This window comes from Clostridium phoceensis (assembly GCF_001244495.1).
Lineage (GTDB): Bacteria > Bacillota > Clostridia > Oscillospirales > Oscillospiraceae > Lawsonibacter > Lawsonibacter asaccharolyticus.
Genome location: NZ_LN866274.1, coordinates 552,094 through 565,776, shown reverse-complemented (window position 1 = coordinate 565,776; position 13,683 = coordinate 552,094). Strand labels below are relative to the sequence as shown.

General features: G+C 61.3%; 12 protein-coding genes. 5 read left to right on the top strand and 7 right to left on the bottom strand.

The window, feature by feature from the left end; translation table 11 throughout:
• Nucleotides 1-160: 160 nt before the first annotated feature.
• The 6 genes from BN1969_RS03485 to BN1969_RS03455 form a co-directional block, all read right to left on the bottom strand.
• Nucleotides 161-1,225, bottom strand: coding sequence for a TRAP transporter substrate-binding protein (locus BN1969_RS03485; RefSeq protein WP_050623024.1), 1,065 nt, complete (start codon nucleotides 1,223-1,225; stop codon nucleotides 161-163).
• A gap of 129 nt (nucleotides 1,226-1,354) precedes the next feature.
• Entirely contained in the window at nucleotides 1,355-2,614 is a 1,260-nt protein-coding gene (locus BN1969_RS03480; protein WP_050623023.1) for an acetyl-CoA C-acetyltransferase, read from the bottom strand.
• Between the two features lie 141 nt (nucleotides 2,615-2,755).
• Nucleotides 2,756-3,973 carry a glycoside hydrolase family 3 protein gene (locus tag BN1969_RS03475; RefSeq protein ID WP_050623022.1) on the bottom strand — a complete coding sequence of 406 codons (1,218 nt, stop codon included), beginning with the start codon at nucleotides 3,971-3,973 and terminating at the stop codon, nucleotides 2,756-2,758.
• Nucleotides 3,970-4,176 carry a DUF896 domain-containing protein gene (locus BN1969_RS03470; protein WP_050625381.1) on the bottom strand — a complete coding sequence of 69 codons (207 nt, stop codon included), beginning with the start codon at nucleotides 4,174-4,176 and terminating at the stop codon, nucleotides 3,970-3,972. Before BN1969_RS03470 ends, BN1969_RS03475 begins: the two co-directional genes overlap by 4 nt.
• A 17-nt stretch (nucleotides 4,177-4,193) precedes the next feature.
• Nucleotides 4,194-4,991: a YlmH family RNA-binding protein gene (locus BN1969_RS03465; RefSeq protein WP_050623021.1), complete on the bottom strand. Its 798-nt coding sequence runs from the start codon at nucleotides 4,989-4,991 to the stop codon at nucleotides 4,194-4,196.
• A gap of 424 nt (nucleotides 4,992-5,415) precedes the next feature.
• Nucleotides 5,416-6,054: a DUF6198 family protein gene (locus BN1969_RS03455; RefSeq protein WP_329737701.1), complete on the bottom strand. Its 639-nt coding sequence runs from the start codon at nucleotides 6,052-6,054 to the stop codon at nucleotides 5,416-5,418.
• 81 nt (nucleotides 6,055-6,135) lie between these two features.
• On the opposite strand from BN1969_RS03455, the gene BN1969_RS03450 reads away from it, so the two are divergent.
• The 4 genes from BN1969_RS03450 (at nucleotide 6,136) to BN1969_RS03435 (ending at nucleotide 11,007) form a co-directional block, all read left to right on the top strand.
• Nucleotides 6,136-6,954: a MerR family transcriptional regulator gene (locus BN1969_RS03450; RefSeq protein ID WP_050623018.1), complete on the top strand. Its 819-nt coding sequence runs from the start codon at nucleotides 6,136-6,138 to the stop codon at nucleotides 6,952-6,954.
• A 304-nt stretch (nucleotides 6,955-7,258) separates the two neighbouring features.
• Nucleotides 7,259-8,125, top strand: coding sequence for a DegV family protein (locus tag BN1969_RS03445; RefSeq protein ID WP_050623017.1), 867 nt, complete (start codon nucleotides 7,259-7,261; stop codon nucleotides 8,123-8,125).
• Nucleotides 8,126-8,315: 190 nt separating this feature from the next.
• Nucleotides 8,316-9,476 (top strand): sporulation integral membrane protein YtvI, encoded by a 1,161-nt coding sequence (ytvI, locus tag BN1969_RS03440; protein ID WP_050623016.1) that lies wholly within the window; start codon nucleotides 8,316-8,318, stop codon nucleotides 9,474-9,476.
• A gap of 154 nt (nucleotides 9,477-9,630) precedes the next feature.
• Nucleotides 9,631-11,007 carry a S1C family serine protease gene (locus BN1969_RS03435; RefSeq protein WP_050623015.1) on the top strand — a complete coding sequence of 459 codons (1,377 nt, stop codon included), beginning with the start codon at nucleotides 9,631-9,633 and terminating at the stop codon, nucleotides 11,005-11,007.
• A gap of 132 nt (nucleotides 11,008-11,139) precedes the next feature.
• Here the strand turns inward: BN1969_RS03435 and BN1969_RS03430 are convergent, their stop codons facing one another.
• On the bottom strand, nucleotides 11,140-12,201 hold the full coding sequence (locus BN1969_RS03430; protein ID WP_050623014.1) for a sensor histidine kinase: 1,062 nt from the start codon (nucleotides 12,199-12,201) through the stop codon (nucleotides 11,140-11,142).
• A gap of 350 nt (nucleotides 12,202-12,551) precedes the next feature.
• On the opposite strand from BN1969_RS03430, the gene gap reads away from it, so the two are divergent.
• Nucleotides 12,552-13,562: a type I glyceraldehyde-3-phosphate dehydrogenase gene (gene gap, locus BN1969_RS03425; RefSeq protein ID WP_050623013.1), complete on the top strand. Its 1,011-nt coding sequence runs from the start codon at nucleotides 12,552-12,554 to the stop codon at nucleotides 13,560-13,562.
• Nucleotides 13,563-13,683 lie beyond the last annotated feature (121 nt).

Here is a 13,683-nt window from a genome sequence, read left to right as displayed (position 1 = left end):
AGGTGCGACTTTTTTTTAATCCACTCTAAAATGGTAAAAAAGGCAACAATTATATCCGGGCCCCCCCCTTTCCCCCCACCAAAAAGAGGGGGGGGGCCCCGCCAGCGGCGGGCCCCGCTCCTTCTTTTAGGGCGGCAGGAGATCGTACATGCGGACACCCTCAGCTCCCCTGCTCCGGGGCGGCGGAGAGGGCGTCCAGCACCTGCTGATAGACATCAGCGCCATACAGGGAGAGCAGATATTCCTCCACCAGCGGGCAGACCTTCTCCCGGGCGCGGGCCCGCTCCTCCTCTGACACAGGGCGGACCTCCATGCCCTCCCGCTGAAAGATATCCTGGCACTCCTCCAGATAGCGGGCAGTTACCTCCACCATCTCCCGGCAGGTATCCTCCGCGGCCTGCCGGAGCAGGGCCTGCTGCTCCTCCGTCAGGCTGCGGCACACCTCCAAATTGAGATAAATGGTCTCCAGATATACCTTAAAGTTGATGGGGATCAGGTATTTCTGCTGCTGGTGGAAGTTGTAGCTGCGCACCAAATAGATGGGGTTCTCCTGGGCATCGGCCAGCCCCTGCTGGAGGGCCAGGTAGAGGTCCTGGATGGGGATCTCTACCGTCTGCGCCCCCAGAGCCTCCCAAAACCGCCGGTCCAGGGAGGAAGAGGGGATGACGCGGACCATCAGGCCGTCCAGCTGGCTCAGGTCCTCCACTGGCCGGCTGGAGGTGAGCACCCGGCTGGAGGATGGCAGCACCCCCAGGACGAGGGTGTCGCCCGCCTGCTGGCAGATCAGATCCCACAGGGGCTGACCTGGGCGCAGAGCCTGGCTCACCTCATCGGGAGTGCAGCCGGTGAGAGTGGGGAGCCAGGTGGCGATGGAGGAGACATCGCTGGGGCCGGCCCCGATGCGCATGTCCACCGCCCCGTTCTCAAAGTACCACCGCCCGTCGTCCAAATTGCCCAAGGAGTCTTCAGGGTAGATCTGGATCTGGAGCTGGCCCTCGGAGGCCTCCTCCACCTTCTCCTTCAGGAGCTGGGCAGCCTGATCGGTGAGGCTGCCCGCGGGCGAGGAGTGGGTCAGGATCAGACTGCGGGGCTCTGGCTCTCCGGGCGTTCCGCCGGATGCGGGGGCGAGGCGGTCAAAGAGATAGGTCCCCTCTCCCCCGCCGGCACAGCCGGCCAGTATGGAAAAACTCAGTACAGCCGTCACTAAGACGGACCAGCGTTTCATACCTCTCCCCCTCCCTGCCGGCCCATTCGGTCGAAAATTCCGGGAAAAGGGCGGCGGGCACAAGCCCGCCGCCCCCGCCTGCCGGACCGGGCCCCGGGAGGTCAGTCCCCGGGGACGCCGGTGTCCGGCTCAGCACTTCTCAAAGATGGTGGCGACACCCATGCCGCCGCCGATGCACAGGGTGGCCAGGCCGCGCTTGGCCTCGGGCCGCTTCTGCATCTCGTGGAGCAGAGTGACGATGATGCGGGCACCGGAGGCCCCCACGGGGTGGCCGATGGAGATGGCGCCGCCGTTGACATTCACCTTGCTCATGTCGAAGCCCAGCTCCCGGGCCACGGCCACGGACTGGGCGGCAAAGGCCTCATTGGCCTCCACCAGGTCGATGTCCTCGATCTTCAGGCCGGCCTTGCTCATGGCCTGGCGGGAGGCGGGCACCGGGCCCACGCCCATGATCTTGGGGTCCACGCCGCCCTGGCCCCAGCTGACCAGCTTGGCCATGGGCTTCAGGCCGTACTTTTCCACCGCCTCGCCGGAGGCGAGCACGATGGCGGCGGCGCCGTCGTTGATGCCGGAGGCGTTGGCGGCGGTGACCCGCTGGACGTGCTTGCGGGTATCGGCCTCGTGGATCTGGGTGAGCTCAAAGGTATGGACGATCTCGTCCTCCACTCCCTCGGGGCCCACAGGGAAAGCGCCCTTCAGCTTGGAGATGCCCTCGGCGGTGACGCCGGGGCGGGGGAACTCGTCCACCTTGAACTCCACCAGCTCTTTCTTCTTCTTCACCATGACGGGGACGATCTCATCCTCGAAGCGGCCGGTCTTCTGGGCGGCCTCGGCCTTCTGCTGGGAGGCGGCGGCGAACTCGTCCAGCTCCTGGCGGGTGATGCCCCACACGTCGCAGATGTTCTCAGCAGTAGTGCCCATGTGGTAGTTGTTGTAGGCGTCCCACAGTCCGTCCCGGATCATGGTGTCCACCACCTTCTTGTCCCCCATGCGGGCGCCCCAGCGCTCGTCAGGCAGGGCGTAGGGGGCGGCGGACATATTCTCGGTGCCGCCGGCCACGATGATGTCGGCGTCCCCGGCCAGGATGGCCCGGGCACCCTCGATGACCGACTTCATGCCCGAGCCGCACACCATGCCCACGGTGTAGGCGGGGACGGAGTAGGGCAGGCCGGCCTTGACGCCCACCTGGCGGGCGGGGTTCTGGCCCTGGGCAGCAGTGAGGATGCAGCCGAACATCAGCTCGTCCACCTGCTCCGGCTCCACGCCGGCCCGGGACAGGGCCTCCTTCACCACCACGGCACCCAGCTCGGGGGCGGGGGTGTCCTTCAGGCTTCCGCCGAAGGAGCCCACGGCGGTGCGGCAGCAATTGACAACATAGATCTCTTTCATTGGGATCGTTGACCTCCATTCTTTCATCAGGCGCGCCGGAGCGGCGGCCGGGACCTCGGGATCTTCATGCTCCATTATAGCGAACTTTTCCGGGAACGCAAAGGGGTTTCTTGCGAAATGAGGCGGAAATTTCGGCAAATCTTAGCTTGTTTGTACATCCTCCGCCCCGGGGAGGGACAGCAGTCCCAGCTGGAGCTTCCAGCGCAGCACCCGCAGCACCGACTGATCCAGCCGGTCCCAGGTCAGCGCCCCGGTCTCCACCGCCTCCAGCACCGAGGGGATGCCCCCCTGGGGATCGCTGGTGAGGACCAGGTCAGCCCCGGCCTGGAGGGCCATCACCGGGGCGGTGCCCTCCTCCACATACTTCTGTACCGCATCCATGTCCAGGTCGTCGGTCATGGCCACTCCTTCAAAGCCCAGCTCCTCCCGCAGCACTTGGTAGGAGGCTGGGGACAGGGAGGCGGGCAGCTCCGGGTCCAGGCAGGTGACGATGTTGTGGGAGACCAGCACACCGCCGGCCCCGGCGTCGATGCCTGCCTGGAAGGGCAGGAAGTCGGACTGGCGGAACTGCTCCAGGGGGCGCTGGTCCACCGCGATGCCGGTGTGGGTGTCCCGGTTGCTGCCGTAGCCCAGGAAGTGCTTGAGCACCGAGCCGATGCCCGCCTCCCCCATGGCGGAGACCACCGTGTCCGCATACTCCGCCGTAGCCTGGGCGTCTTGGCCGAAGGCGCGGGCATAGATGAAGTCAGCGGGGTCGGTGGACACGTCGCACACCGGAGCCAGGTTTACGTTAAGGCCCAGATCCAGCAGAAAGGCGGACTTGTCCAGGGCGTCGGCCCGGACGGCCTCCAGCCCTCCGGCAGCGAAGAGGGCCTGGGGGGAGCGGAACTTCTCCGCCCGGAAGGCGGGGTAGTAGCTGGCCCGGACCACCGTGCCCCCCTCCTCATCTACCCCCAGGAGCAGGGGGATGGGGGAGGTCTCCTGGAGGGAGGCGAGCAGAGTGCGCAGCTCCTCCGGGGTGCGGTTTTTGAAGTCCCGGCCGAAGAGGAGAAAGCCCCCAGGGTGCCACTCCCGGGCCAGCTCATCCCAGCCGGTCTCCGGGAAACGGACCCAGAACAGCTGGCCCGCTTTCTCCTCCGGCGTCATGGTGTCCACCATGGCTTGGAGCAGCTCCTCCTGGGTGGGGGGCTCGGGCTCCGGGGCGGACTGAGGCTGGGCGGAAGTGCCGGCCTCCGGCGCCGGGGCCATGGCGGACTGGCTGGGCTCCTGGCCGCTCCCCTCCCCTGCTGGCGCCCCCGCCGGTGCGCAGCCGGCCAGCAGAAAGGACAGGAGCAGCGCCCAAAGGACCCCCCGCCTCACGGCTTTTTGGGGAGCCGGTGGCGGGTGCCGTCCGGCTCCTGGATGAGGGTGTTGTCCAGCTGGGCCTCCAGATTAGCCCGCACAGCGGCCACATACTCCTGACGGAGGGCGGCGCGCTCTGCTGTCTCCTCCGCCGTCAGGCCCTCCGGAGTCTTGGCCTTCCGGGCCAGGGCGTTGATGCGGTCGATTTTTTCCTGTGTGATCATAGCGTATCTCCTTCTCAGATATACCGTTCCAGAACCAGCATGAAGCGGCCCTTTTTAGACTGACCCAGCACCTCTTTCACCACGCACTTGCCCAGACCCCGGCAGGAGAGCACGTCGCCCTCCCCCACCGTCCGGTCCGCCTTGGCGCACTCCCGGTGGTTTACTGACACCCGGCCGGCGGAGACCAGGTCCGCCGCCTTGGACCGGGAGGTGGAGAAGCCGGCGGCAAGCACCGCGTCCAGCCGCAGGGCGGCCACCGTATCCCGAATGGTCTTCACCTGGGGCGGCTTCGCCTCCAGCTGCTCCAGGGGGATCTCCCGCAGCTTCATCTTCCAGCGGCCGGCAGACTCCCACTGGGAGAGGAGGATGGGCAGGGCATCCCGCAGGACCAGCACCTGACAGCGGCCATGGTCTAACAGGATGTCCCCCAGCTTTTCCCGGGTGATGCCCAGTCCCATCAGGGCACCCAGGATGTCTCGGTGAGACAGCTCCGCGTCCGCGGGAAAGGCGGCCTCCAGCGCGGCCACCGGCCCCTCCGGGTCGGCGAGAAAGTCGGATTCCTCCTGCCAGTCGGGCAGAAAGGCGCACACCGCCCGCTCCGCCCCCTCATATCCGCCGAAAAACAGGTGGCGGGGGCGGCCCCAGGCGTTGAGCAGATCGGTGACGGAGGCCTGCTCTCCCGGGGAGAGAAATGGGGTGCAGGCGGGGACAGAGCGGTTCTGGGCCAGCTCCAGCTTATCCAGGGCGCGGGCCAGCAGCACCCGCTCCTCCCCGCTGCGGGCACATTTGTTCAACAGTTCGGTCTTGTTCATGGAGGCCTCCTTTTCTGGTGGGTGTAGTATATCCCATCCGGCCGGTGGTGTCAACGAGGGGCCGCTGCTCCGGTCTTGACAGGGCGCGGAAAGAAGGGCAGACAGGCCGCCCGCCGCGTCCCCTCCCGCCAGTATGCCCCAGCGGGCGGCTCCTTTTTACTCTTTGAGCTGATGTAGGATATAAAAAACCTCCCGCAGTCAAAATAAGGAATAACGGAGGGAGGCAGATCTCTGATGACGGCCTTATATAAAGAAGGGCGGAACCAGGAGACGTGCAAAATGATCAGAGATCACAAAGACCACATCCCGGCGGCTGGACAAGCCAGCAGACCGAGGTGTGGTCTTTCTATTGCTGAGGGTGTTTTTACTGTCAAAGCGAAGGTGGAAAAACAGAGAGTATCTGTCGCTTTTTGTGATTGGATATTCATCTGATGGTTTTAAATTTATATTCTTTTATCCAATCGATTAAGTTCGAAGAAACAGTAACGGTTATCAATGAGAAAACAATACGCATTATGGGAATATAGGTAAGGGATAATAGCAGCACTACAGTATCCGTGAACAAATAAGAACGGGATAACTTCCAGTGGGAGACGTGAGAAATTGTTAAAGCCAAGGCGTCATCTCCACCACTGGAACCTCCCTGACGAACAATTAAGCCGACGCCTACACCCACAAAAATACCGCCTAACACAGCGGCGATCAACGGATGTGCGGACAAATCGGGGAGCATTGGCGGAAGCAGCTCCCAGATCTTATAAAATACAGAAACAAACAGTGTTGAAATAATTGAGATTTTGATAAAGTTCCCACCCAGGAATTTGAATGCGAGCAAATAACAAGCAGCATCCAGCATAGGGGTAATATAAGCCGGAGAAATTTTCAGCCAATGCTCGACTAAAAGCATTAAGCCAATCACACCGCCTTCTGTGATGTTCGTCCGCTGGTGAATGTTGTGGATCCCAAAGGTGCAGATCATGGCTCCGAGTAATATCAGCAGTATTTTCTTGAAAGTCAGGCCATCCGCAAGCTTTTTACAAATGGCAGTCATACGGGGTATCAATTTGAGCAGCCTCCTTGATAAGTTCATATTTTCATGCTAAAATAATAAACTATATAGTAACTATAAGGTCAAGGGGCTTATATGAAAAATTTATTTTCCATCGGTGAACTTTCCAAACTGCAAAACATTTCTCGCCAGACTTTGATTTTCTACGATAAAATCGGACTTTTCCGTCCTGCATATACTGATCCTGATAACGGTTACCGCTATTACAGTTCCAGCCAGCTTGACTATTTGGATACGATTTGCATCATGAAAAGAATCGGCTTTTCCCTCAATGAGATTAAAGCACACATGAAAAGTTTTAGGATTGAAAATTCTATCGCTGCGCTGCGCAAACAGCTCTCTACCATCAATCATCAGATTGAGGAGCTGCAAATGATAAAAAACCGCGTTGAACATCGGTGTCTGCAGTTAGAGCATTCTATTTCCATTCGTGATTGTAGCGATATCGTTTCCATAGAGGAAGTAAGCCCCCAATACATTTTGCTTCAAAAGGTCACGGAACCTTATACGTTGGAAATGCTCAGCATTGCTACAAAGGAATGTTTTGTTCGGTCATCCAAGGAGCAACTTCCAATTTTCTTTCAGAGCGGTGCGATCGTGCCGTATGAACGTATTCTGCGGGGAAGATATACCGAAGCATCGTTTGCCTTTCTGTCGATTGAAAAGTCTGATAATATCGACGGCGTTCTGGAACTTCCCAAAGGGCGGTGCGTATTTACCTATCACACAGGGGACTATCTTTCCATCGGAAGATCCTACGAACGCATTTTAGAATACTGCCGAATCCATCACTTCAATATTGTTTCTGATTCATATGAGTTCGCCATCAATGACTACCTTTCCACGGCCGACGAGAGCGAATATATAACGAAAATTTTGTTCTATATTGCGTAACAGCATACTTTTTCAAACAGCAGTCAATAAAGAATAGATCTTAATTCATAGAGCTGAAAGAGGGGACTTGACCGCCCATCGGCGTATCATGTCCCTGCTTGTTTTCCAGCGGACTCCTTTCCAACGGTCGTTTCGCTCTGCCAATGTAGCAGGTGGTGCAAACCATCCTTTATACAGCAACTCCCAGGTCAGCGAGCTGGAGGGCGGACGAGGCCGGAGTTGACAAGCGGGGGGCTTTCTGCAATAATATTGGTGTAAAATTGGAGGTCCGCGCCCACGGCGCGTATCATGGAAGGAGACCGCTATGGCGAAGATCCTGTTTTTGACCGATTCCGCCGCCGATATCCCCAAGTCCCTGCGGGAAGAGCTGGGGATCAGGGTCATGCCCTTCCCCATCGCCATGGGGGAGCGGGAACTGCGGGATGGGGAGGATTTCACCCCGCAGGAGTTCTATCAGGCGCTGGCGGAGGAGCCCAAGATCCCGACACATGCCCAGCTCACGACGTACCAGTTCCAGCAGTGCTATGAGGAGACCTGGAAAGCAGGGTACACAGACCTGATCTACACATCCATCAATTCCGAGGGCAGCGCCACCTACCAGAACGCCGTCCAGGCCCGGGGGGAGTTCTTTGAGGACCACCCGGAGGCCCGGGATGCCTTCTCCATCCGGGTCATCGACAGCCACACCTATACCATGTGCTACGGCTACCCAGTGGCAGAGGGGGCGCGGATGGCTGCCGCAGGCGCCTCTGTGGAGGAGATCGCCGCCTATATCCAGGACTGGGTGGATCATGTGCGGGTGCTCTTTGTCCCCTTTGATCTGAAGTTTGCCAAAAAGTCCGGGAGGGTCTCCGCCGCCGCGGCTTTTGTGGGAGAGGCCCTGGGGCTCAAGCCCATCATGACCTTTGAGAATGGAGCCTCCAAAGTGGTGACCAAGGTGCGGGGGGAGAAGAACGTGATCCCCACCATTCTGGAGCTGGCGCAGAAGGAGCGGGAGCCGGGGACGCCCTATCTGATCATCCGGGCCGCCCGGCCCGACCAGGCGGAGCTGCTGACCGAGTCCTGCCGTCAGGCCTTTGGGCAGGAGCCGGCCATGGACTGCTTCATTGGCGGCGTTATCGCCATCAACGCCGGACCCAATCTGGTGGGACTCATCTACCGGAAAAAATAAAACTGGCCGCGCCGCGGGACCCGGGTCCTGTGGCGCGCCTTATTTTGTCCACCCGGCCCGGGCGGGAGGAGGAAAGAAAGCGGGGAAGAGATCCCCGGGATTTACATATTATTCATCCTTTTTGTGATAGGCTGGACTATGCTATGGAAAACTGAAGGTATCGATGTGATACTGTGAAGGAGTGGTCGTTGTGGAGAGAGAACAGCTGTCCTGGCAGGAGCGGGGGCAGTTGTGGCTGCGGCTGATCATCCGCCTGGTGCTGGCAGCCGCGGCGGTGGTGCTGGTGGCCAAGCTGGGGCCTCCCCTGCTGTCCCTGTTCGCCCCCTTCGTGGCGGCGCTGATCGTGGCGGCCCTGCTCAACCCGGCGGTGCGCTGGCTCCAGCGCAGGCTGGGCTGGAGCAGGAAGCTGCTGTCCCTGCTGCTGGTGGTGGTCATCTTCGGGGTGATCGGCGGCTGTCTGGGCATCCTGACCTATGCCGCGGCCAACGAACTGGTCTCCCTGGCGCAGAATTGGAGCGGGATGCTGACCCAGGTGGAGGGCTTTTTCGATCAGATGGAGGCCCTGTTTGCCCGGGCGATGGACCTGCTGCCCCTGTCGGTGGTGGGGACGGTGGAGGACACCGTCAACGCCCTCATCCAGCGCCTCCAGGCGGTGGACCCCACCGCCCTGCTGAGTGCGGCCAAGGCGGCCACCGACTGGGCCATGCGGGTGCCGGAGTTCCTGCTGGCCCTGGTGGTCTTTGTGATGGCCTCCTATTTCCTCACCGCGGACTACCCCTATCACCGCACGCGGGCGGTCCAGCACCTGGACGAGAGCCTGCTCCGCTTCCTCCAGCAGGTGAAGGCCACCGCCCTGGCCGCCTTCGGCGGCTACCTGCGGGCGGAGCTGCTGCTGTCGGTGGGGGTGTTCTTCATTCTGCTGGGGGGATTCCTGCTGGTGGGGCAGAACTACGCCCTGCTGCTGGCCCTGGGGCTGGCCATTCTGGACTTTATCCCCATCATCGGGTCGGGCACCGTTATGGTGCCCTGGGCGGTGGTGGCTCTGTTTACCCGGGATTTCTCCACCGCTGTCTATCTGATGGTGATCTGGGGGGTGGTGGCCATGTTCCGCCGGGTGGCGGAGCCACGGTTCGTGGGCGACCAGACCGGCCTGTCCCCTATCCTGTCCCTGGTGGGCATCTATGTGGGCATGAAGGTGGCCGGAGTGGCTGGCATGATCCTGGGACCCATCCTCATCCTGGTGGTGCTGAACCTGGTAGGGCTGGGGATCTTTCAGGGCTTTTGGATGGATGTGACGGCGGCGGCCCGGGACATCACGGCGATCCTTTCCCAGCGGCCGGAGCGGAAATGAGAGGGTCTGTCAAAGTTTTTTCGGGAATTGTTCAAAAAATCCCCCCTCTTTCTTCATGCTTTCTTCATATTTAGACCGTATCCTTATTTTTGTCAGAAGGGGAAAGAGAGGCGCTCCCCCCGGACACAGCTCAAATCGGCAAGGAGTGTTTGAAATGGCAAATCAGGACAATGAGTTCAATTTCTATAATAGTGAGAATGACGGGTACCGGGGCGGCTTCGGCGGGTACACCGATTCCAACCCCAACCAGAGCCAGGGCGGGCCGGAGGCCCCCCAGGGGCCCCAGAAGCACAGGGGATCCGGCAGGCGCATTGCGGCGCTGATCCTGGCCTGCGCGGTAGTGGGCGGCGGAGCGGGCGTGGGCGGCGCAGCCCTGTACTCCAGCGTCTTCGCGTCCCAGCCCAGCGTGATCTATCAGAATACCCAGCCCATCTCCACCCAGGCGGACCCTGTGGCCAGCTCCAGCGGCCAGGCCATGACCCCGGAGCAGCTGTACGCCGCCAATGTGGACGCCTGCGTGGGCATCACGGTGTCCACCACCATGACCAACATCTTCGGCTATACCAGCACGTCGGCCGCCTCCGGTTCCGGCTTCGTCATCACCGCCGACGGGTACATCGTCACCAACTACCACGTCATTGAGGACGCGGTGAAGGACAGCTCGGTGAGCATCACCGTCTCCTTCCACGACGGCAGCAGCTACCCCGCTACCCTGGTGGGGGGCGAGGAGGACAACGATGTGGCCGTGCTGAAGATCGAGGCCTCCGGGCTCCAGACCGTGACCCTGGGCGACTCCGACCAGCTGAAGGTGGGCCAGGCCGTGATGGCCATCGGCAACCCCCTGGGCGAGCTGACATACTCCCTCACCGACGGCCTCATCTCCGCTCTGGACCGGCTCATTACCACCGGCTCCGGCAATGACTCCACCACGATGAACATGCTTCAGACCAACTGCGCCATCAACCCGGGCAACTCCGGCGGCCCCCTGTTCAACAGCTACGGGGGGGTCATCGGCATCACCACCGCCAAATACAGCACCTCCAGCTCCGGCACCAATGTGGAGGGCCTGGGCTTCGCCATCCCCATCAACGATGTGAAGAACATCATCTCCGACCTGATCCAGTACGGCTATGTTACCGGAAAGCCCTACATGGGCATTACCGGCGTGACCATGTCGGCCTCTGTAGCGCAGCAGTACGGCGTCACCAACGCGGTGCTGGGTGTCTATGTGGCCACAGTGGAGGACGGCTCCTGCTCCGCCAAGGCGGGACTGCAGCCTGGGGACATCATCACCGCCATGGATGAGGACGACGTGGTCACTTTCCAGGACTTGGAGGCTGCCAAGGCCACCCATCAGGCAGGGGATACCGTGACGCTGACGGTGTTCCGTAACGGAGAGAAGCTGGAGCTGTCCCTCACCCTGGACGAGCAGCCCCGGGAGACAGTCACCGATACTTCCTCCCAGCAGCAACAGCAGCCTCAGCAGAACAACCAGTATTACGGCTGGCCCTTCGGGGGATTTTTCTCCTGAGCGGGGAGCGGCCCCATACTGGGAACAGAATGGTCCGGGTCCGGCAGCCAACGGCTGCCGGGCCCGTTTGCTGCATCAAAAAAACCACAGGCCTGGCCGGTGGTTTTCTGATCTTGTGAGAGGCGGGCAGCGCTATTCTATGTCCTCCGGCTGGTACAGAGAGGAGGGGAGGACGTCGGACAGCTCCACCAGCAGGGGAGATAGGCCGCCGCTCCGCTCCGGGGCAGGGGTGCTCAGGGTCAGATCCATGGAGAGGGGGCCGGTGGGCAGAGAGACGGTGGCGGCCAGGCCGCCTGGCTCCCGGCGCTCCAGGAGCAGCGTGCCGCCGTGGAGAGCGACGATGTGCCGGATGATGGGCAGGCCCATTCCCGCCCCCTCTCCGGGCTCCGGGAGCAGGTGGGGGGAGACCCCCTCCAACAGAGCGGAGAGCTGTCCGTCGTCCGGAGTGGAGCCGCTGTTGGTACAGGTCAGGACGGCCCGGTCTCCCCAACGGCGCAGGGTGAGCAGGACGGTCCCGCTGGGGGCCGCCTTAGCCGCGTTGGACAGCAGGCCCAGCAGCATACGGGAGAGCAGGGCCGCGTCGCCGGGGATCAGAAGTCCTTCGGTGCTCGACTGATAGCGCAGCTGGATGCCGGCCTGAGCGAGCAGGGGGGCAGTGTCCTCCGCTGTGTGGCGGCACAGGCCGGCCAGATCCATGGTCACCGGGGAAAAGGCCACCCCGGACTGGGACTTGGTATCCCGCAGGAACTCCAGGTTGTTGACCAGGCGGAGCATTTGATAAAAGTTGCGGTTGATGGAGGCCAGCCGCCGGTCGGTGGGAGAGCCGGTGCCGCTCAGGTCCTGGGAGAGGAGCTGAAGGTTGTTCAGCAGCCCCCCCATCTGCTCGCGGAGCTGGCGGGCAAAGCCGTCCATCTGCTGGGGGGAGAGGGCGGAGTCAGGGGCGGGGCGGAACAGGAGCAGCACCCCTCCGGGGGAAGAGACCTTGGAAAAGACGAACAGGCCGCCGCCGCCGGTGAAAGCTCCCGCAGTCTGAGCACTGTCCAGCGGGGCAGCCAGGTACTGGGGCGGCTGGTCCCCCACGGCCAGCTCTGGCAGGTGACTGAGGGCGGCGGAGTTGAGCGCGGTGATCTTTCCGTCCCGCACCTCTACCGCCGCCTGGGGGAGCTGCTCCAAAAAGCTCTGTTCTTCAGACATCCCGATCCTCCTCTCCGCTCCAAAACCGGCGCAGCGCTTCCGCAATAGGATTTGCGGGGCGGCTGATTTTAGAAATGGAAAATTTCGCTGGGCCGGGGCGTGAGCCCGGCCCGGACAGGACCTAGTATATCAGAAATTCGCTGCATCAACAAGAACATGGGCGCAGATTCTGGCGAACTGTGTAAATCCATGGGGAAAAAGAACAGAAGGCAGGGCCTACTATGCCCGGAGGTGGCTAATTTCCACGGAGAAACAGAGAAAAAACTATGCAAAACACAGACTACCAAAATCAGAAAAAAAGGGATATAATAGTGGAGCGCAACCAAAACTTGATAAAGGAGACAGTTACAATGAGCATTAAAGTTGGCATCAATGGCTTTGGCCGCATTGGCCGCATGGTCTTTCGGGCCAGCCTGGACCACCCCGAGATCGAGATCGTGGGCATCAACGACCTGTGCCCTGCCGAGTATCTGGCCTATATGCTGAAGTATGACACCATGCACGGCATCTGCAAGGCTGAGATCGGCAGCACTGAGAACGCCATCGTGGTCAACGGCAAGGAGATCCCCGTCTCCGCCGAGCGGAACCCCGCAGACCTGCCCTGGGCCAAGCTGGGCGCGGAGTATGTGGTGGAGTCCACCGGTCTGTTCCTGACGAAGGAGAAGGCCCAGGGACACCTGGATGCCGGTGCCAAGAAGGTCATCATGTCCGCCCCCTCCAAGGATGACACGCCCATGTTCGTGTGCGGCGTCAACCTGGACAAGTACACCACTGACATGAACTTCGTGTCCAACGCCTCCTGTACCACCAACTGCCTGGCCCCCATCGCCAAGGTGCTGAATGACAACTGGGGCATCACTGAGGGCCTGATGACCACCGTGCACTCCGTCACTGCCACCCAGAAGACTGTGGACGGCCCCTCTTTGAAGGACTGGCGCGGCGGCCGTGCTGCCACCGGAAACATCATTCCCTCCTCCACCGGCGCTGCCAAGGCCGTGGGCAAGGTCATCCCCGAGCTCAACGGCAAGCTGACCGGCATGTCCATGCGCGTCCCCACTCTGGACGTGTCCGTGGTGGACCTGACTGTCAACCTGGCCAAGCCCGCCAAGTATGAGGAGATCTGTGCCGCCATGAAGGCCGCCTCTGAGGGTGAGCTGAAGGGTGTGCTGGGCTACACCGACGAGGCCGTGGTGTCCAGCGACTTCCTGGGTGACACCCGTACCTCCATCTTCGACGCCGATGCAGGCATTGCCCTGACCGACACTTTCGTAAAGGTCGTCTCCTGGTACGACAACGAGATCGGCTACTCCAACAAGGTCCTGGAGCTGATCGAGCACATGTACAGCGTGGACCACAAGTAAGCACTGTCCTGTTTCAGGGTGCCGCCATCTAGCGGCGCCCTGTTTTTTAAAAAGAGCAGGCGCCTCACGGATGCGCCGCCCCAGACAGAACAGAAAGGCGTCCGCTCCCCATAGGGGGAGC

Excerpts from the sequence above, each read along its gene's own strand:
- BN1969_RS03450 (WP_050623018.1), top strand. The coding sequence starts at position 6,136 with ATGAAAAATTTATTTTCCATCGGTGAACTTTCCAAACTGCAAAACATT.
- BN1969_RS03445 (WP_050623017.1), top strand. The coding sequence starts at position 7,259 with ATGGCGAAGATCCTGTTTTTGACCGATTCCGCCGCCGATATCCCCAAG.
- BN1969_RS03465 (WP_050623021.1), bottom strand. The coding sequence starts at position 4,991 with ATGAACAAGACCGAACTGTTGAACAAATGTGCCCGCAGCGGGGAGGAG.
- BN1969_RS03435 (WP_050623015.1), top strand. The coding sequence starts at position 9,631 with ATGGCAAATCAGGACAATGAGTTCAATTTCTATAATAGTGAGAATGAC.
- BN1969_RS03480 (WP_050623023.1), bottom strand. The coding sequence starts at position 2,614 with ATGAAAGAGATCTATGTTGTCAATTGCTGCCGCACCGCCGTGGGCTCC.
- gap (WP_050623013.1), top strand. The coding sequence starts at position 12,552 with ATGAGCATTAAAGTTGGCATCAATGGCTTTGGCCGCATTGGCCGCATG.
- BN1969_RS03430 (WP_050623014.1), bottom strand. The coding sequence starts at position 12,201 with ATGTCTGAAGAACAGAGCTTTTTGGAGCAGCTCCCCCAGGCGGCGGTA.
- BN1969_RS03485 (WP_050623024.1), bottom strand. The coding sequence starts at position 1,225 with ATGAAACGCTGGTCCGTCTTAGTGACGGCTGTACTGAGTTTTTCCATA.